The 23,849-nt window shown below is 71.4% G+C and carries 24 protein-coding genes, 1 tRNA gene and 1 riboswitch; of the genes, 11 read left to right on the top strand and 14 right to left on the bottom strand.

Annotated features, from left to right (window positions below; all coding sequences use genetic code 11):
- Window positions 1–136: 136 nt before the first annotated feature.
- Window positions 137–1,021, bottom strand: a complete 885-nt coding sequence (locus ACIGXO_RS32570; protein WP_399794113.1) for a PucR family transcriptional regulator — start codon at window positions 1,019–1,021, stop codon at window positions 137–139.
- Window positions 1,022–1,495: 474 nt separating this feature from the next.
- Here ACIGXO_RS32570 and ACIGXO_RS32575 point away from each other — a divergent pair, with 474 nt between their 5' ends.
- From ACIGXO_RS32575 to ACIGXO_RS32585, 3 genes are all read left to right on the top strand, one after another.
- On the top strand, window positions 1,496–2,125 hold the full coding sequence (locus ACIGXO_RS32575; RefSeq protein ID WP_399794115.1) for a hypothetical protein: 630 nt from the start codon (window positions 1,496–1,498) through the stop codon (window positions 2,123–2,125).
- The gene (locus ACIGXO_RS32580) at window positions 2,122–3,702 is read left to right on the top strand and encodes an NADH-ubiquinone oxidoreductase-F iron-sulfur binding region domain-containing protein (protein WP_399794117.1); all 1,581 of its coding nucleotides are present in this window, start codon (window positions 2,122–2,124) and stop codon (window positions 3,700–3,702) included. Before ACIGXO_RS32575 ends, ACIGXO_RS32580 begins: the two co-directional genes overlap by 4 nt.
- A 174-nt stretch (window positions 3,703–3,876) precedes the next feature.
- On the top strand, window positions 3,877–4,893 hold the full coding sequence (locus tag ACIGXO_RS32585; RefSeq protein ID WP_399794119.1) for an SCO0930 family lipoprotein: 1,017 nt from the start codon (window positions 3,877–3,879) through the stop codon (window positions 4,891–4,893).
- Here ACIGXO_RS32585 and ACIGXO_RS32590 read toward each other — a convergent pair.
- Together ACIGXO_RS32590 and ACIGXO_RS32595 are read right to left on the bottom strand one after the other, a co-directional pair.
- Window positions 4,890–5,579 carry a class E sortase gene (locus ACIGXO_RS32590; protein WP_399794326.1) on the bottom strand — a complete coding sequence of 230 codons (690 nt, stop codon included), beginning with the start codon at window positions 5,577–5,579 and terminating at the stop codon, window positions 4,890–4,892. The genes ACIGXO_RS32585 and ACIGXO_RS32590 overlap by 4 nt on opposite strands.
- Window positions 5,580–5,778: 199 nt before the next feature.
- Window positions 5,779–7,128 (bottom strand): DUF445 domain-containing protein, encoded by a 1,350-nt coding sequence (locus ACIGXO_RS32595; RefSeq protein ID WP_399794121.1) that lies wholly within the window; start codon window positions 7,126–7,128, stop codon window positions 5,779–5,781.
- A gap of 260 nt (window positions 7,129–7,388) precedes the next feature.
- Here ACIGXO_RS32595 and ACIGXO_RS32600 point away from each other — a divergent pair, with 260 nt between their 5' ends.
- On the top strand, window positions 7,389–8,696 hold the full coding sequence (locus ACIGXO_RS32600) for an SGNH/GDSL hydrolase family protein (RefSeq protein ID WP_399794123.1): 1,308 nt from the start codon (window positions 7,389–7,391) through the stop codon (window positions 8,694–8,696).
- 40 nt (window positions 8,697–8,736) lie between these two features.
- On the opposite strand, the gene ACIGXO_RS32605 is transcribed toward ACIGXO_RS32600, so the two are convergent.
- From ACIGXO_RS32605 to ACIGXO_RS32615, 3 genes are all read right to left on the bottom strand, one after another.
- Window positions 8,737–9,714, bottom strand: coding sequence for an ATP-binding cassette domain-containing protein (locus ACIGXO_RS32605; protein ID WP_399794125.1), 978 nt, complete (start codon window positions 9,712–9,714; stop codon window positions 8,737–8,739).
- 2 nt (window positions 9,715–9,716) lie between these two features.
- Window positions 9,717–10,481, bottom strand: coding sequence for an ABC transporter permease (locus ACIGXO_RS32610; RefSeq protein WP_399794328.1), 765 nt, complete (start codon window positions 10,479–10,481; stop codon window positions 9,717–9,719).
- Between the two features lie 61 nt (window positions 10,482–10,542).
- Complete coding sequence (locus ACIGXO_RS32615) at window positions 10,543–11,346, bottom strand: ABC transporter permease (protein WP_399794330.1); 804 nt, start codon at window positions 11,344–11,346, stop codon at window positions 10,543–10,545.
- A 328-nt stretch (window positions 11,347–11,674) separates the two neighbouring features.
- Between ACIGXO_RS32615 and ACIGXO_RS32620 the strand changes: the two genes are divergently transcribed.
- On the top strand, window positions 11,675–13,969 hold the full coding sequence (locus ACIGXO_RS32620) for a transglycosylase domain-containing protein (protein WP_399794127.1): 2,295 nt from the start codon (window positions 11,675–11,677) through the stop codon (window positions 13,967–13,969).
- Between the two features lie 74 nt (window positions 13,970–14,043).
- On the opposite strand, the gene ACIGXO_RS32625 is transcribed toward ACIGXO_RS32620, so the two are convergent.
- The 3 genes from ACIGXO_RS32625 to ACIGXO_RS32635 form a co-directional block, all read right to left on the bottom strand.
- The gene (locus ACIGXO_RS32625) at window positions 14,044–14,364 is read right to left on the bottom strand and encodes a multidrug efflux SMR transporter (RefSeq protein WP_363261438.1); all 321 of its coding nucleotides are present in this window, start codon (window positions 14,362–14,364) and stop codon (window positions 14,044–14,046) included.
- 46 nt (window positions 14,365–14,410) lie between these two features.
- Window positions 14,411–14,470, bottom strand: a riboswitch (guanidine-III (ykkC-III) riboswitch).
- A 122-nt stretch (window positions 14,471–14,592) separates the two neighbouring features.
- Window positions 14,593–14,895 carry a co-chaperone GroES gene (locus tag ACIGXO_RS32630; protein WP_019711573.1) on the bottom strand — a complete coding sequence of 101 codons (303 nt, stop codon included), beginning with the start codon at window positions 14,893–14,895 and terminating at the stop codon, window positions 14,593–14,595.
- 138 nt (window positions 14,896–15,033) lie between these two features.
- Window positions 15,034–15,354: a DUF3618 domain-containing protein gene (locus ACIGXO_RS32635; protein ID WP_363261437.1), complete on the bottom strand. Its 321-nt coding sequence runs from the start codon at window positions 15,352–15,354 to the stop codon at window positions 15,034–15,036.
- Between the two features lie 297 nt (window positions 15,355–15,651).
- On the opposite strand from ACIGXO_RS32635, the gene bcp reads away from it, so the two are divergent.
- The 5 genes from bcp to ACIGXO_RS32660 all read left to right on the top strand — a co-directional run bounded on the left by bcp (window position 15,652) and on the right by ACIGXO_RS32660 (window position 19,520).
- Window positions 15,652–16,119 (top strand): thioredoxin-dependent thiol peroxidase, encoded by a 468-nt coding sequence (gene bcp, locus ACIGXO_RS32640; protein WP_399794130.1) that lies wholly within the window; start codon window positions 15,652–15,654, stop codon window positions 16,117–16,119.
- 318 nt (window positions 16,120–16,437) lie between these two features.
- Complete coding sequence (locus tag ACIGXO_RS32645; RefSeq protein WP_399794332.1) at window positions 16,438–17,907, top strand: MFS transporter; 1,470 nt, start codon at window positions 16,438–16,440, stop codon at window positions 17,905–17,907.
- Window positions 17,908–18,065: 158 nt separating this feature from the next.
- Window positions 18,066–18,719: an HNH endonuclease signature motif containing protein gene (locus tag ACIGXO_RS32650; RefSeq protein ID WP_399794132.1), complete on the top strand. Its 654-nt coding sequence runs from the start codon at window positions 18,066–18,068 to the stop codon at window positions 18,717–18,719.
- A complete protein-coding gene (locus ACIGXO_RS32655; protein ID WP_399794133.1) occupies window positions 18,716–19,384 on the top strand; it encodes an HNH endonuclease in 669 nt (222 codons plus the stop codon). Before ACIGXO_RS32650 ends, ACIGXO_RS32655 begins: the two co-directional genes overlap by 4 nt.
- Window positions 19,385–19,436: 52 nt before the next feature.
- Window positions 19,437–19,520, top strand: a tRNA-Leu gene (locus ACIGXO_RS32660).
- Between the two features lie 79 nt (window positions 19,521–19,599).
- On the opposite strand, the gene rdgB is transcribed toward ACIGXO_RS32660, so the two are convergent.
- The 5 genes from rdgB to ACIGXO_RS32685 all read right to left on the bottom strand — a co-directional run bounded on the left by rdgB (window position 19,600) and on the right by ACIGXO_RS32685 (window position 22,260).
- Window positions 19,600–20,208 (bottom strand): RdgB/HAM1 family non-canonical purine NTP pyrophosphatase, encoded by a 609-nt coding sequence (gene rdgB / locus ACIGXO_RS32665; RefSeq protein ID WP_399794135.1) that lies wholly within the window; start codon window positions 20,206–20,208, stop codon window positions 19,600–19,602.
- Window positions 20,209–20,335: 127 nt separating this feature from the next.
- Window positions 20,336–20,743, bottom strand: coding sequence for a hypothetical protein (locus ACIGXO_RS32670; RefSeq protein WP_399794137.1), 408 nt, complete (start codon window positions 20,741–20,743; stop codon window positions 20,336–20,338).
- Between the two features lie 101 nt (window positions 20,744–20,844).
- Complete coding sequence (locus tag ACIGXO_RS32675; protein WP_399794139.1) at window positions 20,845–20,997, bottom strand: SCO1431 family membrane protein; 153 nt, start codon at window positions 20,995–20,997, stop codon at window positions 20,845–20,847.
- Between the two features lie 199 nt (window positions 20,998–21,196).
- Entirely contained in the window at window positions 21,197–21,928 is a 732-nt protein-coding gene (gene rph / locus ACIGXO_RS32680; protein WP_031063195.1) for a ribonuclease PH, read from the bottom strand.
- 98 nt (window positions 21,929–22,026) lie between these two features.
- Window positions 22,027–22,260 carry a glucose PTS transporter subunit EIIB gene (locus ACIGXO_RS32685; RefSeq protein WP_030250235.1) on the bottom strand — a complete coding sequence of 78 codons (234 nt, stop codon included), beginning with the start codon at window positions 22,258–22,260 and terminating at the stop codon, window positions 22,027–22,029.
- 226 nt (window positions 22,261–22,486) lie between these two features.
- Between ACIGXO_RS32685 and ACIGXO_RS32690 the strand changes: the two genes are divergently transcribed.
- Complete coding sequence (locus tag ACIGXO_RS32690) at window positions 22,487–23,797, top strand: PTS transporter subunit EIIC (RefSeq protein ID WP_399794141.1); 1,311 nt, start codon at window positions 22,487–22,489, stop codon at window positions 23,795–23,797.
- Window positions 23,798–23,849: the final 52 nt, after the last annotated feature.

Raw genomic sequence — 23,849 nt, forward strand, 5'->3', positions numbered from 1 at the left:
GGGGGGCCCCCCCGCGCCCCCCCGCCGCCCCCCCCCCCCCCCCCCCCCCCCCCCCCCCCCCCCCCCCCCCCCCCCCCCCCCCCCCCCCCCCCCCCCCCCCCCCCCCCCGGCCGCGCTCAGAGGCCGTTCACCCGCGTCAGAGGCCGTTCACCCGCGCCTCCCTGGCGACGCCCAGTGGGCGGATGCCGGAGGTCACCGGCCGGGCCCGGCGCCCGGTCCGGGAGCGGTACCGCCGTACGTGGGCCAGCAGCCGCCGGCTGCGCAGCGCCATCTCCAGCTCGAAGCGGGCACGCGGGTCCCGCAGCTCGGGGCCGAAGAGCTTCTCGATCTGCCGCAGCCGGTACCGCACGGTCTGCGGGTGCACCTGGAGCACCTTCGCCGCCTCGGGCGCACCGCCGCCCTCCAGCCAGGCCAGCAGCGTGACCTCCAGGCGCTCGCTCTGCCGGGGCGTCAGCTCGTCCAGCGGGCCGAGCCGGCGCGAGGCCAGCGCCCTGGTCAGCGACTCGTCCTGGAGGAGCAGCAGCGCCGAGAGGTGGTCGTCGACGAACACCGGGCGCACGTCGGGCCCGCCGCGCGCCGGCCCGAAGGCGAGCAGCGCGCGGGCCCAGCGCAGCGAGGACGCGGCGTCGCCCGCCGGCACGGTGTGGCCGACCGCCGCCGGGCGGCCCTTGAGCGCGGCCTCCAGCCGGGGCCGGGTCTGGGTGTCCGGGTCGGGCACGAAGAGGCAGGTGTCGCCGTCGACGGTGCCGATCAGCGCGTCGCCCAGCGCCGCGGCCAGCTGCGGCGCCTCGGCGGCGGAGCCGAGGACGACGGCCTGGAGGGCGTCCGGTACGGGCCAGCCGGCGCACCGGGCGGGCTCGGCGAGCGCGGCGGGCGGCAGCGGGCGCTGCCCGGCGAGCGCGGCGAAGAGGACCTGCCGGGCGCGGGACACCGGCATCGGCGTGACGACCAGTCCGGCGGGGCGGCGTTCGCACTCCGTCCGCTCCTGGTAACCGAGCGACGTCAACAGGGCCTGTTCCATGGCCCATTGGACCGCTTCTTCTTTGGGTGATTCCGCGAGCAGGCCGGAAAAGGCGGGAAAAGCGATACGCAGCTCTTCCACCATCTTTTCGGCGAGCGACGGGAGTTCCTTTCGCAGAACCCGGGTCCACTCACCTCGGGGGCGTGACCAGATGCGGTTCAGGAGATCACACATCGCTACCTCGTTCCTGCCGTCGGGGGGCGGCTGGGATACGGCCGTTGTGTCTGCGAGCCAGGCTCTGAGTCGGCATCATCCGCACCGGGCACGGTGACGGCGATGCCGGTGCAGGAATTTGTCACAGCGCGATAAAGGTCCGGAAGGCCCCCGGCGCGTCCGCGATGCTGCCGCACACATCACCGCCGGAACGTACGCCAATTCCCGGCCCTTTCCGGGGCGTTACATGCCCTTCCGCGTCCTTACGCATCCTTTCGCTCGATTCCCGCTCGATTCCCGCTCGAATTCCGTGGAGGCCCGATGTCCGCGTCAGCCCGGCGCTCCGGGAGAAGGCTCCCGCTGCGCCCCGCGCTCCCCGCCGCGCTCCTGCTCTTCCTCGCCTTCCTCGCCCGCTCCGGCGCGGCCGCCCGGGCCGCGGACTTCCTGGACTTCGGGGCCGGCGTGCTCGCGCTGGTCGCGCTGACCGGCACCGTGCTGTGGGGCCTGGCCGCCACCGACCGCCGGGTGCTGTCCTCCGGACACCGGCTGCTGGCCCAGGCCGTGCACCGCGGCACGGGCGTGGCCGGACTCGGCTTCCTCGCCCTGCACATCGGGGTGAAGGTGGCCCGCGGCCAGACCACGGGCCGGGCCGCCGCACTGCCCTTCGCCGACGGGCCCCGGCCCGTACTGATCGGCCTGGGCACCCTGGCCGGTTACGCCTTCCTCGCGGTAGCGGTGACGGGCGCGGCCCGCACCGCCTTCACCGGCCGTTCCAGCGCCCGCTGGTGGCGCGCGCTGCACATGACCGCGTACCTGGCCTGGGCCGCGGCCCTGGTACACGGCCTGCGCGCGGGCCGCCCGTCCTCCGGCTGGGTCACCGCCGCATACGCCGCGTGCGTGGCGGCAACGGCCGTGACCTTGGCATACCGGCTCCTCGAGCGGCGCCCATGAGGGCGCCCCTCAGGGGCGCGGGGAACTGCGCGCCCAGCCCCAACGACGCCGCACCCGGCATCGAAATAGCAGCCCCACCCCCGTGGCCGCCCCGCCTCCTGGCAGGCGTCACCACCCCGTACGGCGACGCCGAACGGCTCGACCGCGTAGCGCATCTGACCGTGCACGGCACCGCACCCGTACTCTCCGCGGCCGAACTCGTCGCGCTCTCCGAAAACATCGGACTCCGCGGCCGCGGCGGCGCCGGCTTCCCCCTGGCCCGCAAGCTCACCGCTGTACAGACCGCGCTGCGCGCGGACCGCCGCGCCGCCGTCGTCGTCAACGGCACCGAGGGCGAGCCGAGCTGCCTCAAGGACACCGCCCTGCTCCTGTACGCCCCCCACCTCGTCCTGGACGGCGCACTCCTGGCAGCCCGGGCGCTCGGCGCACAGCAGGTCGCCGTCGGCGTGACCCGCCCCGACGTCGCGGACTCGGTCGGCCGGGCCATCGCCGAACGCGGCCCGATGCCGCAACAGTTACGCGTCACCCGCCTGCCGGAACGGTTCGTCACCGGCGAGGGCTCGGCCCTGACCGATGGCCTCGACGGCGGCCCCGCCCTGCCCTCGGGGCGCCGCGTCCGCTCCAGCGAGCGCGGCCTCGGCGGGCTGCCCACCCTGCTGTCCAACACCGAGACGTACGCCCAGCTCGCCGTCGCCGCCCGGCTGGGAGCACTCGCGTACCGCGGGGTGGGCGTGCCCGACGAGCCCGGCACCCTCCTGCTGACCGTCGCCGGCGCCCGCGTCCTGGAGGCCCCCACCGGCGTGCCGCTCGCCCGCGTACTGGAGTACTGCGGCACCGGTCCCGGCCAGGGCATCCTGATCGGCGGCTACCACGGCACGTTCCTCTCCCCGGCCGCTGCCCGTACCGTCACGCTCGACCGCGCGTCGCTCGCCGCGCACGGCGCGGTCCTGGGCGCGGGCGCCGTGCTCCCGCTCCCCGAGGGCACCTGCGCGGCCGGGGAGGCCGCCGCGGTGGCGCGCTGGCTGGCCGGGGAGTCGGCGGGCCAGTGCGGCCCCTGCGCGCTGGGCCTGCCCGCGCTCGCCGACGCGCTGGAGGCGGTGGTGCGCGGCGGCGGCGAGCGCGCCCTGGCCGCCGTACGGGACCGGTCCCGGGCCATCGCGCGGCGCGGCGCGTGCGGCCACCCCGACGGCACGGTCCGGTTCGTCGCCTCCGCACTGGCCGCGTTCCCCGAGGAGTTCGCCGCGCACGCGTACGGCGGCGGCTGCGGCCGCCCGGTCCTGGGCGCCCTGCCGCTGCCCGGCGGGTCCGCGCGGGCCGCCGCTCCCTCCGCCGCTCGGTCCGCCGCGCGGCCGGCCGCCCGCCCCGCCGCGCCCGCGGCACAGCTGGTCGTGGACTGGACGCTGTGCCGGGGCCACGGCCTCTGTGCCGACCTCGCGCCCGGCGTCGTCCGGCTCGGCCCGGACGGTTATCCGCAGCAGGCGGCCATGCCGCTGCCCGCCCGGATGCGCCGCCGCGCCCGGCTCGCCGTCCGCCGCTGCCCGGCGCTGGCCCTCCGCGTCCGGCCCGACACCGGCTGATCCCGTACGGACGTACGACGATCCGCCTCCGCCTCCGAACCGCCCGTCGCGCACCGCTTTCTGTCGTGAAGTGACAACTTCCGCAGGCGTTGAACGACGGCCGTCCCGCCCCCGTATCCCGGTCCGTATCCCCGTCCCGACGGCACCTCCGCCGCCCCCACCGAAGGAGATCCCATGAACACCCGAGCCGCCTCGGTCAACCGCCGCCAAGCGGGCATCGCGCTCACCGCGCTCGCCGTGCTCGCCCTCACCACCGCCTGCGGCGACAAGGACTACGCGTCGTCCGCCGCCGGCGACCGGGTCCAGCCCGCCGGCCAGGGCACCTCCGACAAGGGCTCCGGCTACGACTACGGGGCGGGGTCGGACAAGGGCGGCGGGTACGGCAAGGACGCGGCCGGCGGCGCCGCGGCCGGCGGGCTGGGCGCGGCCGCCAAGACCCTCGCCCTCAAGGAGGCGCCGGGGCTGGGCAAGGTCGTCACCGACGGCCAGGGCCTGACCCTGTACCGCTTCGACAAGGACACCGCCAAGCCGCCGAAGTCCGCCTGCGCCGGCGACTGCGCCTCGACCTGGCCGCCGGTCCCGGCGGCCGACGCCAAGGCCGCCACCGGCATCAACGCGGCCGACCTCGGCTCGGTCACCCGCGCCGACGGCGAGAAGCAGCTCACGCTCGGCGGCTGGCCGGTGTACCGGTACGCCAAGGACACCGGGCCCGGCGACACCAAGGGCCAGGACGTCGGCGGCGTCTGGCACGCGCTGGCGGCGGACGGTGGCAAGGCCGGCGAGGCGGCCCCGCAGAAGCCCGCCGCCCCCGAGGCGGACGTCTCGGTCGCCGAGAACGCGATGCTCGGGAAGATCATCGTCGACGGCAAGGGCCGCACCCTGTACCGCTTCACCAAGGACAATCCCTGGCCGATGAAGTTCGCCTGCACCGGCGCCTGCCTGGACACCTGGAAACCCGCGGAACCGGCCGACAAGAGCAAGGTCGAGGGGGTGCCGGCCAAGTTGATCTCGACCGTCACGCGCCCGGACGGCACGAAGCAGCTGGCCGTGGACTGCTGGCCCATGTACCTGTTCAAAGGGGACAAGGCGCCCGGCGACGTCAACGGACAGGGCGTCAAGGGCACCTGGTTCACGGTCGGCCCGGACGGCAAGAAGATCACCAAGTCGGCCGCGGCACCCAGCGGGTACTAACGCGGCTCGGCCCTCGCCAGCCGCCCCCAGACCACCAGCCGGTACGTCGAGGTGTACTCCGGTGTGCAGGTCGTCAGGGTGAGGTAGTACCCGGGGCCCGTGTAGCGGTGGCCGGGGTGGACGGAGCTGTACGGGATCCTCGCCAGCACCGTCCCGTCGCCGGGCGTGGTCTGCGGCAGCGTCCGCTCGACGACGTAGGTGTAGCGGGCCTCGGCGGTGTCGATGCGTACGGTGTCGCCGGGCCGCAGCCGGTCGAGGCGGCGGAACGGCTCACCGTGGGTGTTGCGGTGCCCGGCCAGCGCGACGTTCCCCGCGCGGCCGGGCTGCGCCGTCCGCGGGTAGTGCCCGACGTACCCCTTGTCGAGCACGCCCTTCTTGCCGATCCCCTCCGCGACCGGCGCAGTGACGCCGAGGCGGGGGATGCGGAGGACGGCGTACGCGAGGTCGCGGCGCGGGCCCGGCGACGGGGGCGCGGACGGCGCCCCGGACGGGGACTCTTCGACCACCGACCGGTGTTCGGTGCCCATCTGCCGCGGCGGCAGCGGCTCGTAGGACGGCCGCCGCGGCGCACCGCCCCACTCCCGCTCCAGCTCCGCCACCTGCCGCCGGGCGCTCGCCTGCGCCTCCCGGTTGGTCCACCACAGCTGGTGGACCACGAGCAGCATCAGGACGGCGCCGAGCGTCACTGCCAGCTCCGCCGCCGTCCACACCAGCCGCACCACCACCGGTATCCGCACGCGGGGCACGGTAGGGCGTACGGGCGTCAATCACCAGCGTTTTGCCGCGCGCTGGGCCGGGGCATTCTCGGCAACCATCAATTGAGCAACCACCACGGCGCCCAGCCAGGTCCGCGAGAGCGGCGGCGGTTCAGCCGCAAAAGAGGGCTCAGCCGCCGAGCGCGTGGGACACCGCGTAGATGCACAGGCCCGCCAGCGCGCCCACGACCGTGCCGTTGATCCGGATGAACTGCAGGTCCCGGCCGATGTGCGCCTCGATCTTCTTCGAGGTGTGCTCGGCGTCCCAGCCCGCGACCGTGTCCGTGATCAGCAGCGTGATCTCGTCGCGGTACGTCGTGACGACGTACACCGCCGCGCCCTCCAGCCAGCCGTCGACCTTGCCCTGCAGCCGGCCGTCGGCGGCCAGCCGCTTGCCCAGCGACAGCAGCGCGCCGCGCACCCGCAGGCGCAGCTCGCTCCGCTCGTCCTCGGCGGCCGCGACCATCATCGCGCGCACCGAGCCCCACGCCGACGCGATCAGGTCCTGCACCTCGCCGCGGCCCAGCACCTCCGACTTCAGCCGCTCCACCCGCGCCCGGGTGTCCGTATCGGTCTGCAGGTCGCCCGCGAAGTCGGTCAGGAAGCGGTCCAGCGCGCCGCGCGCGGGGTGGTCCGGCATGTCCCGCATCTCCGTCACGAAGCGCAGCAGTTCCTTGTAGACCCGGTCGCCGACCTTGCGGTCCACGAAGCGCGGGGTCCAGCCGGGCGCGCCGCCGGCCACCGCCGCCATGACGGAGCCGGAGTGCGTGACGAGCCAGTCGTGCGCCCGCGCGCACACCAGGTCCACCATCCGGGTGTGCCCGCCGTCCGCGACGATCTTCTCCAGCATCGTGCCGAGCCCGGGGGCGATCTCCTGCGCGTCGGCGCGGCGGGTGATCGCCTCGCCGACCACCGCCTGCACGTCGGAGTCGCGCAGCACGGTCAGCGCGCCGCGCAGCGCCGTCGACAGCTCGGCGGTGACCCGGTCCGCGTGCTCCGGCTCGGCGAGCCAGTGGCCGAGCCGGCTGCCGATGCCGACCTTGCGCAGCCGCTGCCGCACGACCTCGCCGGAGAGGAAGTTCTCCCCCACGAAGTCGCCGAGGCTCTGCCCGAGCTGGTCCTTCTTCGTCGGGATGATCGCGGTGTGCGGGATGGGCAGTCCGAGCGGCCGCCGGAACAGCGCGGTCACCGCGAACCAGTCGGCGAGCGCGCCGACCATGCCGGCCTCGGCGGCCGCCGCCACATAGCCCGTCCAGCCGCCGGCCCCGGCCGCGCCCGCCCACTTCGCCAGCGCGTACACCAGGGCGACGGCCAGCAGCAGACAGGTGGCGAGGGTCTTCATGCGGCGCACCCCGCGCCGCTTCTCCTCGTCGGCCTCGTTGAATGTGAAACCGGCCACAGGGCCGGCGCCCGGTCCGGCCGTGGGAGCTCCCTCCGCGCCGGCGGCCACGTCCGTCTTCGTCCGTTCCATCCGCTCCATCCGTTCGCCCCGTCCCCCGTGTATGTCCAACTGTGACCTAGTCCTGTTCCCGCTCCTGGAACGAACCACGGGTTCCCGTCGTCCCACAGGTCGAGCGCAACGCCTCTTGGCCGTCTCGGCGGGAGGGAGCCGCCGGGCATCCGCACCGGCCGACATGGGATCATGACGGATCGATCGGACTGCGACGGCGCCGCTGATCAGACGCTGCCCTTGCCCATCCGGAGCCAGTGGCTCCGCCTTCTCCAGGAGAACGCCCCCGCATGAACAAAAGTGTGGGTTACGCCCTGCTCGCCGGCCTGGCGGCAGTGGTGGTCCTCGTCTCGACCGCGATCTTCGTCGGGGTCGGCGGCAGCGGCGGCGGCACCGGCAGCGATCCGCACAACCCGAACTCCGCGGCCCCCGCCGTCTCCGGCCAGTGGGTCGGCACCTGGGCCGCCTCCGCCGCGGCCGCCGAGCCGGGCACCCTGGACGGGTACGCGGGCATGTCGATACGGAACGTGATCCACACCAGCGTCGGCGGCTCCAGCGCCCGCATCCAGCTCTCCAACCTCTACGGCACCCGGCCGCTGGCGATCACCCACGCCACGATCGCGCTGGCCGCGGCCCCGAACAACCCGACCGCGGCGGCCGGCACGATGCGCCGCCTCTCCTTCGGCGAGCGCACCTCCGTCGTCATCCCGGCCGGCGGCGCGATAACGAGCGACCCGGTGCGGCTGGACGTGCCGCACGACGCGGACCTGCTGGTCACCACGTACTCCCCGGCCCCCTCCGGACCCGTCACCTACCACCCGTACGCCCGCCAGACCTCCTACCTGGCGCGCGGCGACCGGGCCGCGGACGACGCGGGCACGGCCTTCACCGAGCAGAGCCCGTACTGGCGCTACCTCACCGGCGTGGACGTGTGGAGCCGCGAGGCCAAGGGCTCGGTCGTCGTCATCGGCGACTCGATCACCGACGGCATCACCTCCACCATGGGCGCCAACCACCGCTGGACCGACTTCCTGGCCGAGCGGCTGCGCGAGGAGCCCGGCGCGCCCCGCCTGGGCGTGCTCAACCAGGGCATCAGCGGCAACCGCCTGCTGATCGACGGCAGCCGCTACTCCCCGAACAACGGCCCCAGCGTGCTCACCCGGCTGGACCGCGACGCGCTCTCCCGCTCCGGCGTGCAGGCCGTCATCGTCGAGATAGGGCTGAACGACCTGTTCAAGACGCCGCGCCAGTGGGACCCGAAGAAGCTGGTCGCGGGCATGCGGAAGGTCGTCAAGCAGGCACACGCACGCGGCCTGCGGGTCACCGGCGGAACGCTCACCCCGTTCTACGGCCACCGCGGCTACTCGGTCCGCATGGACCAGGTGCGCCAGGCGGTGAACGCGCAGATCCGGGCCGGAAACGTGTACGACAACGTGGTCGACTTCGACAAGGCGCTGCGCGACCCGTCCCAGCCCAACCGGCTGCTGCCCGAGTACGACTCCGGCGACCATCTGCACCCCAGCGACGAGGGCTACAAGGCAATGGCCCGCTCGGTGGACCTCAAGCACCTCAAGGGGTCGGCGCCGGCCTCGCTGTAAGAGCAGCTGTAAGAAACAGCTGTAAGGGCGGCGGCGCGGGTCACTCGGCGCGTCCCGTGTACATCCGGGCGATCACGTCCTCGATGTCCGGCTCCCGCACGGAGAGGTCCACCAGCGGCCAGCGCTCCGCGACCGCCGCCACCACCGGCGCCGCGCTCTGCGACGCCGGAAACGCCAGCCACTGCCGCGGCCCCTCCACCTTCACCGTCCGCGCGCCCGGCACGCCCTCGATCGGCGGCAGCTCCCGCGCCAGGTCCACCACCAGCGTCCGCTCGCTCTCCCCCACCTCGTGCAGCCCCGCGAGGCCGCCGTCGTACACCAGCCGCCCGTGGTCGATCACCATCACCCGGCGGCACAGCTGCTCGATGTCGGTGAGGTCGTGGGTGGTGAGCAGGACGGTCGTGCCCAGCGAGGCGTTCACCTCGCGCAGGAAGTCCCGCACCCGCGCCTTGCTGATCACGTCGAGGCCGATCGTCGGCTCGTCCAGGTACAGCACCTCCGGGTCGTGCAGCAGCGCCGCCGCGATGTCCCCGCGCATCCGCTGCCCCAGCGAGAGCTGCCGCACCGGCGCCGCCAGCAGCGGGCCGAGATCCAGCAGTTCCACGCACCGGTCCAGGTTCTTGCGGTACGTGTCGTACGGCACCCGGTACATCCGCCGCACCAGCTCATAGGAGTCCCGCAGCGGCAGGTCCCACCACAGGGTCGTGCGCTGCCCGAAGACCACGCCCATCCGGCGCGCCAGCCGGGTGCGTTCGCGGGAGGGATCGATTCCCGCCACCCGGAGGCGGCCCGCGCTGGGCACCAGAATGCCCGTCAGCATCTTGATGGTGGTGGACTTTCCCGCGCCGTTCGGGCCGATGTAGCCCACCATCTCGCCGCGCCCCACGGTGAAGGAGATGCCGTCCACGGCCCGTACCTCGTGCTTGGCGCGCCGCAGCCGGCCCGCCTTGCGCCGCACCTGGAAGACCTTCCGCACCCCTTCCAGTTCGATGAAGCCCGGCTCCGTACCGTCCGTCATGATCAGCTCCCCGTGCTCCGGTAACCGCGCAGCCCCGCCCGCCACGCCAGCGCCGCGCCCCCGCACATCACCGCGGCCACCACGGGCCCCAGGAAGTCCACCCAGCCCGGCAGCCCCAGCGGATCGTCGTGGCCGAGGAGGCGCAGCGCGGGCAGCCAGTTCACGAAGGCCAGCGGAATCACGAAGGTGACGCCGCGGACCAGCTCCCTGGCGAAGACGGTGGGCGGGTACTGCAGCATCGCGTTTCCGCCATATGTGAAGGAGTTCTGCACCTCGGCGGCGTCCTGGGCGACGAACTGGAAAGCCGCGCCGAGGGTGAAGATCGCGCCGTAAATGGCCGCACCGCTCAGCAGCATCGCCACGACCAGCACCACCCGCCCCGGCGTCCAGTCCACCTGAACGCGGGTCAGCGCCCAGCCCAGTACCGCCATGGCCTGCACGGTCCGCCCGATGCGGCGCAGCGCGAAGCGGTCGGCGGCCACCTGCGCGTACACGGGCGCAGGGCGCACCAGGAGGACGTCCAGCGTGCCGTCGCGCACCCGGCTGCCGAGCCGCTCCACATTGCCCAGCAGCAGGTCCGCCAGGCCCAGCGCGGTGGCCGACGCACCGTAGAGCAGGGCCACTTCGGGCAGCCCGAATCCGCCGAGCGCGTCGATGTGCGAGAACATCAGAAGGATCGTCACGAACTCCAGGCCGCTGCCCGCGGCATTGCCGACGGCCATGATCACAAACGACGCCCGGTAGGTGAGTGTGGACCGGACCCACATCGCTACGATCAGCAGGTACGCCCGTATTCCGTGCCGCAGCGACGCGGCCCGCCCGAAGGACTCAGCCACCCTGCACCACCACCTTCCGGGTGGCCTCGGCCTGCAGCAGCCGGCCCGCCGCCAGCAGCACCGCCGCCCAGCCCGCCTGGAACGCCAGCGCACCCAGCAGCCCGGGGCCCGCGTACCGGCCCAGCAGCACGTCGGCCGGCACCTGGTGGGCCGAGGACCACGGCAGCATCCGTACGACCTCGCCGAACGTGCCGGGGAAGACCCGCAGCGGCAGCAGCGTGCCGGAGAAGAACATCGCGGCCAGCCCGCTCAGTACGGCCACCCCCGAGCTGTCCAGCAGCCAGAAGGCGGACAGCGCGACGAGGTAGCGCAGCGCGAAGCTCACCGTCACCGCGAGCGTCACGGACGCCAGGAACGCGGTCCACAGCAGCGGGGAGGCGGGCAGCGCGAGGTCGAAGACCAGCGCGCCGGCCACCATCGGCAGCACCCCGCGGCCCAGCAGCTGGCAGCCGGCCCGGCCCAGGTCGGCGGCGAGCCACCACAGTTGCAGGTCGGCCGGGCGGTAGAGGTCCACCGCGATGTCGCCGCTGCGGATGCGCTCCTGCAGCTCGTCCTGGAAACCGCCGCCCATGGTCAGCGCGACGGTCGCCAGCAGCGCCTGGCCGACCCACACGAAGGTCAGCGCCTGCGCCTGGTCGTACCCGCCCAGGTGCGGCCGCTCGTGCCAGAGCGCCTGGTAGGTGTAGGCGATGATGCAGCCGAAGACGGTGTTGGTGAAGACGCCGGCCGCCGTGGCGGTGCGGTACGTCGCGTACCGCCGGAAACCGCCCCGCGCGACGGCCGCGTACAGACCCACGGCTCCGCCCACTGCCCCGCCCCCCGCCGTCCGGTGCCAAAACACCCGAGGCTAGCCCTGTCGGCGGGGACGCACCACGCGTTTATCACCCGTACCGGTGAGGCAGGAGACCCATTCGGCCGGTCACAGAGCGGTCACATGTGCGTGCCACCCTCTGGGCCTGGAACGCATGATGCGAGAGTTTCTTATCGGGCGACAGTTCTTTATCGGGCGACACCTGCTTTTCCAGAGATAAAGCCTTTTTTCGATGTAGGGCGCGAATCGCCCACCACGACACCGATCCCGCCGCAGCACAACCATCGGCGGCGGCCGAGGAGTCAGTACTGACATGAACGACGATCCGCAGCAGGACGGTCAGGGAAGTAACGGTTCCCCGGAGGACGAACCGGGCACCGCACCGCCCCCCGACAAGAAGAACCGCCCACCGCGCACCGGCTGGCGCCGCGCCGTACCCACCTGGCGCATGACCCTCGGCGGCATCCTGGTGGTCCTGCTGATCATCGTCGGCGGCTTCCTCGCCGGCTACCTCCTCGTCGGCATCCCGCCCGCCAACCAGGCCGCCAAGGCACAGAGCAACGTCTTCCTCTTCACCGACGGCACCCAGCTCGCCCGCGACGGCGAGGTGAACCGCGAGAACGTCAAGCTCAGCCAGATCCCCAAGAAGGTCCAGCACGCCGTCCTCGCCGCCGAGGACCGCAACTTCTACAGCGAGTCCGCGGTCAACCCCGTCGCCATGGTCCGCGCCGCCTGGAACACCGTCATCGGCAAGGGCAAGCAGTCCGGCTCCACCATCACCCAGCAGTACGTCAAGAACTACTACCTCGGCCAGGAACAGACCGTCACCCGCAAGGCCAAGGAGTTCTTCATCGCCATCAAGCTGGACCGCGAGGTGAGCAAGGACGAGATCCTGGAGGGCTACCTCAACACCAGCTACTACGGCCGCAACGCCTACGGCATCCAGGCCGCGGCCCAGGCGTACTACAACAAGGACGTCGAGGACCTGAACGTCGCTCAGGGCGCCTACCTCGCCACCCTCCTCAACGCCCCCAGCGAGTACGACGTCGTCGTCCACCCCGAGAACCGGCAGCGCGCCGAGGCCCGCTGGAACTACGTCATGGACGGCATGGTCAAGAAGGGCTGGCTCACCGGCTCCCAGCGCGCCGCCATAAAGTTCGACCCGCCCGGCGTGGCCAAGACCCCCTCCGGACTCTCCGGCCGCCGCGGCTACTTCGTCAACGCCATCAAGGACTACCTCACCGAGAACGACATCCTCGACAAGGACGACCTCGCCGGCGGCGGCTACCGCATCACCACCACCATCGACAAGAAGAAGCAGCTCGCCCTCGAAAAGGCCGTCGACGACCGCCTGATGGACCGGCTCGACAAGAAGAACCGCGACGCCGACAAGAACGTCCGGGCCGGCGGCGCCTCCATCGACCCCGCCACCGGCAAGGTCGTCGCCATGTACGGCGGCATCGACTACGCCCAGCAGTTCGTCAACGGCGCCACCCGCGCCGACTACCAGGTCGGCTCCACCTTCAAGCCCTTCGTCTTCGCCTCCGCCGTCGCCAACCACGCCACGACCCAGGACGGTCAGACGATCACCCCGCAGACCGTCTACGACGGCACCAACAAGCGGATGACCATCAGCGACGGACAGCCCACCGGCTTCGCCCCCGCCAACGAGGACGACAAGAGCTACGGCCCGATCACCGTCAGCGAGGCCACCGACAAGTCCGTCAACGCCGTCTACGCCCAGATGGGCATCGACGTCGGCCCCGACAAGGTCAAGGACACCGCCGTCGACCTCGGCATCCCCGCGCGGACACCCGGCCTCAGCGAGTCCCAGGGCGCCATCTCCCTCGGCACCGCCACGCCCAGCGTGCTGCAGATGACCGGCGCGTACGCGACCCTCGCCAACCACGGCAAGCACGTCCCGTACACCTTCATCCAGAAGATCACCAAGAACGGCGAGAACCTCACCCTGCCCGACCGGCCCGAGCAGACCGCGATGCCCCGCGAGGCCGCCGACACCACCACCTCCATCCTGCGCAGCGTCGTCGAGAGCCCCGGCGGCACCGGCGCCGCGGCACAGGCCGCGGGCCGCCCCGCCGCCGGCAAGACCGGCACCGCCGAGGAGGACAAGGCCGCCTGGTTCGCCGGGTACACCCCCGACCTCGCCACCGTCGTCGCCGTACTCGGCCAGAACCCCAAGACCGCGGCGCAGGAACCGCTGTACGGCGCGGGCGGCCTGCCCCGCGTCAACGGCGGCGGCTTCCCCGCCGAGATCTGGGCCGACTACACCGCGGCCGCGCTGGAGGGCAAGCCCGTCAAGGACTTCGACCTGGAGCTGGAGAGCGGCGCCACCGAACCGGCGCCCACGGCCACCGCGCCGGCCACCACCCCGGGCGGCGACACCGGGGCGCCCAGCACCCCGGCGCAGACCCCGCCCACGGCCACCCTCCCGCCGACCACCGCGCCGCCCACCACGGTCGAGCCGCCGGAGCCCACCTTCCCGTCCGAACCGCCGCCCACCACGGCACCCACCGAGGACTTCCCGACGGTGGAACCGGGCGGCGGCGGCCCGGGCGGGGCGCCGGACACACCGCCGGGACAGGAGTAGGACGGACGCACCGGGCCCCGGTGGCCACGCGGCCACCGGGGTCCGTTTTTCCGCTCTCGTTTTTCTGCCCGGGCTCAGTGCCCGGAAGTCGCCTTCAGGCCCACGACGGCCACCAGCAGCAGACAGATGAAGAAGATCCGGGCCGCGGTCGCCGGCTCGCCCAGCACCAGCATGCCCACCACCGCCGCACCGGCGGCACCTATGCCCACCCACACGCCGTACGCCGTACCGATCGGCAGCGTCTTCGCGGCGTACGACAGCAGGGCCATGCTCGCGATGATGCCCGCGCCCGTGAACAGGCTGGGCCAGAGCCGGGTGAACCCCTCGGTGAACTTCATCCCGATCGACCAGCCGACCTCCAGCAGACCGGCGACGAGCAGCAGTACCCATGCCATGACGGCACCTCCATGACCAGCGCACCTGCGTGCGCGCATCTACAGGGGTGCGTCGTCTTGTCATGACCCGGTACGGCGCGTCTCGTCGGGATGTCTCCGACCATAGCAAGCCATGCCGAAACGGGCGGTGACGCCGGTCACCGCCCGCGGAACGTGCTGGTCAGGGCCTTACTCGAGTCTTGCCGGCCGAGCAGGGGGCGGAGCGGAGACACCGCCCCGGTGCCCAGGTCAGAGATACAGCCCGGTGGAGTCCTCGGCGCCCTCCAGGCGCTCCGCCGCCACCGCGTGCAGGTCGCGTTCCCGCATCAGTACGTACGCGACGCCGCGCACCTCCACCTCGGCACGGTCCTCCGGGTCGTACAGCACCCGGTCCCCCGGCTCGACGGTACGGACGTTCTGCCCCACCGCGACGACCTCGGCCCACGCCAGCCGGCGGCCCACCGCGGCCGTGGCGGGGATGACGATGCCGCCGGTCGAGCGTCGCTCGCCCTCGGCGATATCGGTACGGACGAGCACCCTGTCGTGCAGCATCCGGATCGGCAGCTTGTCGTGGCTGTCCTGAGTGTTGTTCGGGCTCACGCCAAGACCGTACCCGCACCCGGGCACGGAGCGGGCCCCGGCCCGGCAGGTAAGGCCCCCGTGCGCACGACTGGTGCGTACGACCGGTTACTACGACCGGCGCTTGCGCGCGCTCATCGCGATCAGCCCCACCAGACCCACCGCGACCAGCGCGACCGGCACGATCCGCTCCATCCGCGGCGCGCCGTCCTCCGACACGAGCTGCGCGCGGACGTCGGAGACCGCACGGTTCGCCACTACGTACGCCCGCCCGGCCGTACGGTCCACGGCCGCCGCCGCCTTCGCCTTCGCGTCGCCGACGATCGTCTTGGGGTGCAGCCGCACGCCGATCTCGTCGAGCGTCACGGCGAGCTCCTGCCGCCGGCGGAGAATGTCCGCCTCGATCTGCGCAGGGGTCCTGGCATCCGACACCGCGCTGCCTCCGTCGTTTCGGCCGGTGAGTACAGATATGAGTACAGATCCACGCTGGTTCTGATGGACAGTCTGTCAGCTCGCCTCCCGTCCCGCTCCACGGCACCCCCGATCAACCCGCCCGCGCGGCGTACAAAGAGGGGAACCGGCCGATGGCGTAAGGGCGTGTATCCCCACCCTGGTCGGGCCCTACGGGCCTGTCGGCGGGCCCTCAGTAACCTCGGGACGGAACACCCGCCCACCGAGGTCGGCACGGAGCATCGCCGACCCACCCTTCTTCCCCTTCTGAGGAGAGCCATGAGCGAGCGACTGCAGCCCGGCGACACCGCCCCCGCCTTCACCCTCCCCGACGCGGACGGCAAGCAGGTCTCGCTCGCCGACCACAAGGGCCGCAAGGTCATCGTGTACTTCTACCCCGCGGCCCTGACCCCCGGCTGCACGAAGCAGGCGTGCGACTTCACCGACAACCTCGACTTCCTGGCCGGCCACGGCTACGACGTCATCGGCATCTCCCCCGACAAGCCCGAGAAGCTCGCCAAGTTCCGCGAGAAGGAGGAGCTGAAGGTCACCCTCCTCGGTGACCCCGACAAGTCCGTCCTTACGGCATACGGCGCCTTCGGCGAGAAGAAGCTCTACGGCAAGGTCGTCACGGGCGTCATCCGCTCCACCGTCATCATCGACGAGGAGGGCAAGGTGGAGCGCGCCCTGTACAACGTCAAGGCCACCGGCCACGTCGCCAAGATCATCAAGGACCTGGGGCTGTAAGGCCGGGCGCCGTTCCCGGTCCACGGACCGGGCAGGCGGGGCGGCCCGCTGCCGGGGCCCCCTCCGGCACGCAGCCCGCCCCGCCGCACCGAACCGCCCCACACCCGCCCTAAACGGCCCACACCGAGTGACGAATCTCGCGTTCTCCCTTCAAAGTGGTTTGACCGGCTCCTTATCCGCGCAGGCGCCCCTTTCGAAACGAGCCCACCGCGCAGTGCGCGGACCGACCGCAGCGAGAGGACCGCACTCGTGTCGACCGGCAGTACCGATGCCGCCTCCGGAACCGAGCTGGACCGGGAGGCAGTCAGACGCCACCGCATGCTCTTCCGTGCCGTCGCCCGCCGCCGGAACCCCAAACTCCGGCGCACCGACATCACCATCACCGACGAAAAGATCGTGAAGCGCGCCGTCAAGGCCGCCGCCGTCGGTAATGCGATGGAGTGGTTCGACTTCGGCATCTACAGCTACCTCGCGGTCACGATCGGCCACGTCTTCTTCCCCAGCGGCAGCGACACCGCGAGCCTGCTCTCCTCGTTCGCGACCTTCGCCGTGGCCTTCCTCGTACGGCCCATCGGCGGCGCGTACTTCGGCCCACTCGGCGACCGCATCGGCCGCAAGAAGGTCCTCGCCTTCACCATGATCATGATGGCCGTCGGCACCTTCGCCATCGGCCTCATCCCCTCGTACGCCACCATCGGCGTCTGGGCGCCCGTCCTGCTGATCCTCTTCCGGCTGGTCCAGGGCTTCTCGACGGGCGGCGAGTACGGCGGCGCCTCGACGTTCATCGCCGAGTACGCCCCCGACAAGAAGCGCGGTTACTTCGGCAGCTTCCTGGAGTTCGGCACCCTCGCCGGGTACACCGGCGCCGCCGGCCTGGTCCTGCTGCTGAACACCCTGCTGGGCTCCGAGGCCATGGGCGACTGGGGCTGGCGCCTGCCCTTCCTCGTCGCGGGTCCCCTCGGCATAGTCGGTCTCTACCTCCGGATGAAGCTCGACGAGACCCCGGCCTTCCAGAAGCTGGAGGCCAGCGAGACGCACAGCGCGACGGGCTCCCCCTCCGAGGAAGAAGCGGAGTTCTCCCACCTCTCCGAGAACGCCCCCAAGAAGAAACTCGGCGAGATCTTCTCCCAGCAGTGGCCCGCGCTCATCCTGTGCATCTGCCTGGTCGGCGCGTACAACATCACCGACTACATGCTGCTGTCGTACATGCCGACGTACCTGACCGACACGCTCCACTACAAGGAGTCGCACGGCCTGCTGGTGCTGCTCGGCACCATGGTCGTCCTGATGCTGGTCATCAACTACGTCGGCCGCCTCAACGACCGCTTCGGCCGCAAGCCACTGCTCATGGCCGGCATGCTCGGCTTCTTCGTCCTCTCCATCCCCTCCTTCATGCTGGTCAAGAACGGCAGCCTGCTGTTCGTCTGCATCGGCATGCTGCTGATGGGCTTCTCCCTGGTCTGCCTGCTCGGCACGATGTCGGCGGCCCTCCCGGCCCTCTTCCCGACCAACGTCCGCTACGGCTCCCTCTCCATCGGCTACAACCTCTCCACATCCCTCTTCGGCGGCACGACCCCCCTGGTCATCACCGCCCTGATGGGCGCCTTCCACGGCAACGAGATGGTCCCGGCGTACTACGCCATGGGCGCCGCCCTCATCGGCGTCATCGCCGTCCTCTTCATGAAGGAAACCGCCCAACAGCCCCTGGAGGGCTCCCCGCCCTCCGTAGCCACCCACGAAGAAGCGGTCGAAATGGTCTCGGCCCAATCCCCGGACCCCCGCTTCTGAGGCGCTCTCCTCCTACTCCCCGAATCCCCCGATCACCCGATCGGGGGATTCTTCATTCCGCCCCCTCACCCTCCGTAACCATTACCGCGCCCCAGCCGTTGACCCGTTCGACACCAGAACAACCGGCCCCCTCACCCGGCCGCCGAACGGGGAACACAATGCCCACCAGCCCCTACACCCACGCCCGCCTCTCCGAGGTCGCCGCTTCCTCCCGCACCCTCTCGGAAGCCTTACGCCAACTCGGCATCGACCCGAACAGTCCGACCCGCAGCTACCTCCGCACCCGCATGAAGTCCCTGGGCATAGACACCTCGCACTTCGAACGCGAGGGCGCTCGCTGGACGAAGGACGTCCTGGAAGCCGCCGTAGCCTCCTCGACCAGCATGTGCGAGGTCCTGCGCCACCTGGGCCTCAACGTCGTCGGCGGCCACCACACGCACATCAGCCGCCGGATACGGGCGTTGGGAATCGACACGTCGCACTTCAGCGAGACCGGACGCACAAAGCGCAGCCCGCGTCGACGGCGCACCCTCGAGGAACTCCTCGTGGAACAGGACCCGGCCAACGCCCGCCGCACGCACCCCGACCGTCTGAAGGGCGCCATGCTGGCCCGCGGCGTGTCAGAGCGCTGCTCCCTCTGCGGAACGGGCACACGCTGGCGCGGCTGCCCGCTTCCTCTGGAGGTGGACCACATCGACGGCAACTGGCGGAACAACCGCCTGGAGAACCTGCGCCTGCTCTGCCCCAACTGCCACTCCACGACCGATTCCTACCGCGGGCGCAACAAAACACGGTCAGGGATGCCGCGATGAGCGTGAGCGTCCGGTACACGCGCGAGCTTCTGACGGAAGCGGCACGCCGTTGCAGCAGCATTGAGGAAGTCATCACCTATTGCGGCGGCCGTGTCCACCGCGGGGCGCGACGGCATCTGGTGAGGCGCTTCGCACACTTCGGAATCGACATTTCGCACTTTGATCACGTGCCACGACGCACGGACCGCTCTCGCCCCACCAAAGCGGTACTGCAAGAAGCTGTCAGCGCGTCGGTCTCCATAGCGGCGGCCCTTCGGCATCTCGGCAAACCGGCGAACTCCCGCGCCCGGGCCCTGTTCCATCAGTGGGTAACGGAAGAGGGCATCAGCACCAGCCACTTTCTGGGGCAGGCGCACCAGCGCGGAAACCCGGGCACTACACCCACGAAGCCGCCTGAGCGCATCTTGGTGAAACACGACGGAAGGTACCGCACAAAGTCGGCGATGCTCCGGCGCGCTCTCAGGCAGACCGGAGTGCCCGAGCGCTGTGTCGAGTGCGGAACAGGTCCGACCTGGGGCGGAAAGCCCATGACGCTGGAGGTCGACCACATCAGCGGCGACTGGAGCGACGACCGGGCCGAGAATCTGCGGCTGCTCTGCCCCAACTGCCATGCCATCACCCGGACCTGGTGCAGGGGAGGGAGTAGGCGCCCGAGCAACTGCTGACCCCGGTCGCAGACGCACCACAGCCGCCAGCCGGTACCATGGCTGGCGGCTAGCGGCCGTGGCGGAACTGGCCTACGCGCAGCACTTAGGATGCTGTGGGAGAAATCCCTTGAGGGTTCGAGTCCCTCCGGCCGCACTTGCTTTTTGACCATGCTTTCGAAGGCCCGGCCCCCTACTTCGGGGGACGGGCCTTCGGCGTGCTGCGCGGCCGCTGATCAGCCCAGCAGTTCGCGTACGACCGGGGCCAGGGCTCGGAACGCCTTGCCTCGGTGGGAGATGGCGTTTTTCTCGTCCGCCGTCAGTTCCGCGCAGGTGCGGGTTTCGCCTTCGGGCTGGAGGATCGGGTCGTAGCCGAAGCCGCCGGTGCCGGCGGGGGTGTGGCGGAGGGTGCCTTCGAGGGTGCCCTCGACGACGCGCTCCGTGCCGTCGGGGAGGGCCAGGGCCGCGGCGCAGGCGAAGTGGGCGGCGCGGTGTTCGTCGGCGATGTCGGAGAGCTGGGCGAGGAGCAGGTCGAGGTTGGCCTGGTCGTCGCCGTGGCGGCCGGCCCAGCGGGCGGAGAAGATGCCGGGGGCGCCGCCGAGTACGTCCACGCAGAGGCCGGAGTCGTCGGCGACGGCGGGGTGGCCGGTGGCCCGGGCGAGGGCGTGGGCCTTCAGGAGCGCGTTCTCGGCGAAGGTGACGCCGGTTTCCTTGACGTCGGGGACGTCCGGGTACGCGTCGGCGCCGACCAGCTCGATGTCGAGGCCGGCGTCGGCGAGGATCGCGCGGAGTTCGGTGATTTTGCCGGCGTTGCGGGTGGCGAGGATCAGGCGCTGGTGCTTCATGGTGAGCGATTATCCCGGTCGCGGCACAGGAGATGAGCGGGCCCCGCCCAGCGCCCGTCCGGTCGGGCCGCGCCCGCCCCGTCCGGCGGGGCGGCCCCTCGGCAGGCCGCCCCTCATGTCTCCCCGATCAGCCCGGCGTGCAGATCTTGGTGAGTTCCGAGGCGGCGGATTCGATGGGGGCGGTGTCGGGGGTCTTGCCCTGGTCGAGGGCCTGCTGGGCGTCCTTGACGCCGCGGGAGAGGTCGTCGACGGCCTTGCCGATGTCGGCGTTGTCGCTCTGGTCGCCGAGCTCGTCGAGGTTCTTGTCGATCTTGTCGAGGGCCTGCTGGGCTTCCTCGGGGTTCTCGGCGCCGCCGGAGAACGCCTGCTGGAGCTCGTCGACGTTCTTCCCGACGGCGGTGGCGGTCTGGGCGCAGTCCATGGCCGTCTGGACGGCCCCGCAGCCGGTCAGGGCGGGAACGGCCAGGGCGATGACGGCCACGGCGGAGGCGGCGGTCGCGGCCGTTCGGCGGCGGACGGAGCGGTGTGCGGACATGGACGGGCCCTCCCTATGCAATGAACAGGTAAAGGGAAGAACGCGTGGCGGCCGGTTTTGGTTGCCGACCGCGCGAGGTTCTCCCTGAAGCCGGACGAGGGTCAGACGAGGCCCGTCTGGGTCAGGAACATCGCGAGGACGACCACGAGGGTCCAGCCGAGGACGTGTTCCATCCACGGGGAGTGGTCGTCGTCGGGGCCGCCCGTGCGGGCGGCGGGTGCGTCGAGGGCGGCGGCAGCGGCTTCAGCAGGCATGACGGTGCGGTTCCTCGTCGTGGGGTGCTGGGGGACGCGCACCCGGGTACCTGCGCACGCCTGCGCGGTACGGGGTGCACGTCCCACCTTGCGCCTGTGGCACGTGCATTCCTAGAGATGCACGCCCCACGAGGGGAACCTCACAGATCACCGGCAGGGCACGGAAACCGGCAGAGCCAGCGAGTGCCCCGCGCCCCCGTCAGAGCGTCGCGGCGAGCGCCTCGCGCTGGGCCTTGTCCAGGTCCGTGCAGCCGGTGACGGCCAGGTCCAGGAGGGCGTTGAGTTCGTCGCGGGCGAAGGGCTCGGCCTCGGCGGTGCCCTGGACCTCGACGAAGCGGCCGTCGCCGGTGCAGACGACGTTCATGTCGGTCTCGGCGCGGACGTCCTCCTCGTAGCAGAGGTCGAGGAGCGGCGTGCCGTCGACGATGCCGACGGAGACGGCGGAGACGGTGCCGGTGAGCGGCTTGCGGCCGGCCTTGATGAGCTTCTTGCCCTGGGCCCAGGCGACGGCGTCGGCGAGGGCGACGTACGCGCCGGTGATCGCGGCGGTGCGGGTGCCGCCGTCGGCCTGGAGGACGTCGCAGTCCAGGACGATGGTGTTCTCGCCGAGGGCCTTGTAGTCGATGACGGCGCGGAGCGAGCGGCCGATGAGGCGGGAGATCTCGTGCGTACGCCCGCCGATCTTGCCGCGGACGGATTCGCGGTCGCCGCGGGTGTTGGTGGAGCGCGGGAGCATGGAGTACTCGGCGGTGACCCAGCCCTCGCCGCTGCCCTTGCGCCAGCGCGGTACGCCTTCGGTGACGGAGGCGGTGCAGAAGACCTTGGTGTCGCCGAAGGAGATGAGGACGGAGCCCTCGGCGTGCTTGCTCCATCCGCGCTGGATGGTGACGGGGCGGAGCTGTTCGGGGGTGCGGCCGTCGATTCGAGACATGGGGTCGACCCTATCGGGAATGCCGAAGGCCCCGTTCCGGTGCGTACGTACGCACGAAAGGGGCCTCGGCGGGAGCGCGGCGGAGCCGTCGGCTCAGCTCACATCATGTCTTCGATGTCCGCGGCGATCGGGTCGGCGTCGGTGCCGATGACGACCTGGATCGCGGTGCCCATCTTCACGACGCCGTGCGCGCCGGCGGCCTTGAGCGCGGCCTCGTCGACGAGGGAGGGGTCGACGACCTCGGTGCGGAGACGGGTGATGCAGCCTTCGACCTCTTCGATGTTGTCGAGGCCGCCGAGCCCGGCGACGATCTTCTCAGCCTTGCTGGCCATGTCCACTCCTGCTTGTCTCGGCCGTCGGCGGTTGTGCCGAAGGATTCCACACGGTAACGCACGTTCAGCCCTGTTGGACGGGCGTATGTCCGTTGCCTGGCGAATGATGGCGACCACCTGGAGTTGCCTCCGGGAGGCCCCGTAGCGCCACTACGAATGGTCTACACCACCAGTATGCGGCAAGCACGAGTCGGCCGTCGCGGGGCCGGCGGCCGGGAGGATGCGGATGAGTTCGGACGCGGCGGCGGCGCCGAGGAAGAAGTGGGGCGGCGGGCTGTTCCAGGGCCTGCAGAAGATGGGGCGCAGCCTGCAGCTGCCGATCGCGGTGCTGCCGGCGGCGGGCATCCTGAACCGGCTCGGGCAGCCCGATGTCTTCGGCGCTGACGGGCTGGGCTGGGACGACGTGGCGAAGGTGTTCGCGGGTGCCGGCCAGGCGCTGCTGGATTCCTCGCTGGGGCTGCCGCTGCTGTTCTGTGTGGGCGTCGCGATCGGCATGGCGAAGAAGGCGGACGGGTCGACGGCGCTGGCGGCCGTGACGGGCTTCCTCGTGTACTACTACGTGCTGCATCAGTTCCCGGTGGACTGCGCGAGCGGCGCGACGTTCGTGAGCGGCGGGCCGCTGGGGGGCGCGTGCGTGGCGAAGGACGGGACGGGGACGCCGGCCGGGTACCAGAATCCGGGGGTGTTCGGCGGCATCGTGATCGGGCTGCTCTCCGCGTGGTTCTGGCAGCGGTATCACCGTACGAAGCTGGTGGACTGGCTGGGCTTCTTCAACGGCCGCCGGCTCGTGCCGATCATCATGTCGTTCGTGGCGCTGGCCTTCGCGGTGATCTGCCTGTTCGTGTGGCCGCCGATCGGTGACGCGCTGACGAGTTTCAGCAAGTGGATGGTGGATCTGGGGGCGACGGGCTCCGGCATCTTCGGCGTCGCCAACCGTGCGCTGCTGGTGATCGGCATGCACCAGTTCCTGAATACGTTCATGTGGTTCCAGTTCGGCGACTTCACCAAGCCGGACGGGACGGTCGTGCACGGCGACATCAACCGGTTCCTGGCGGGCGACCCGACGGCGGGCCAGTTCACCTCGGGCTTCTTCCCGATCATGATGTTCGCGCTGCCGGCCGCGGCGCTGGCGATCGCGCACTGCGCGAAGCCGCACCGCCGCAAGGAGGTCACCGGCATGATGCTCTCGGTCGGCCTCACGTCCTTCGTCACCGGCATCACCGAGCCGATCGAGTTCACGTTCCTGTTCATCGCGCCGGTGCTGTACGGGATCCACGCGGTCCTGACCGGCGTCTCGATGGCGGTGACCTGGCTGCTGGGCGTGCACGACGGGTTCAGTTTCTCGGCGGGTCTGATCGACTACGTCATCAACTGGGGCCTGGCGACCAAGCCGTGGCTGATCATTCCGATCGGGCTGTGTTTCGCCGTCGTCTATTACGTGATCTTCCGCTTCGTGATCACCAAGTTCGATCTGGCGACTCCGGGGCGCGAGCCGGAGGAAGTGGGCGACGCGATGGAGCAGCAGAACGTGAAGTAGGTACTCCCCTGCGTGGTCGGGAAACGGCTCCGGAATACTGGATTCCGGAGCC

This window comes from Streptomyces sp. NPDC053542 (assembly GCF_044544685.1).
GTDB lineage: Bacteria > Actinomycetota > Actinomycetes > Streptomycetales > Streptomycetaceae > Streptomyces.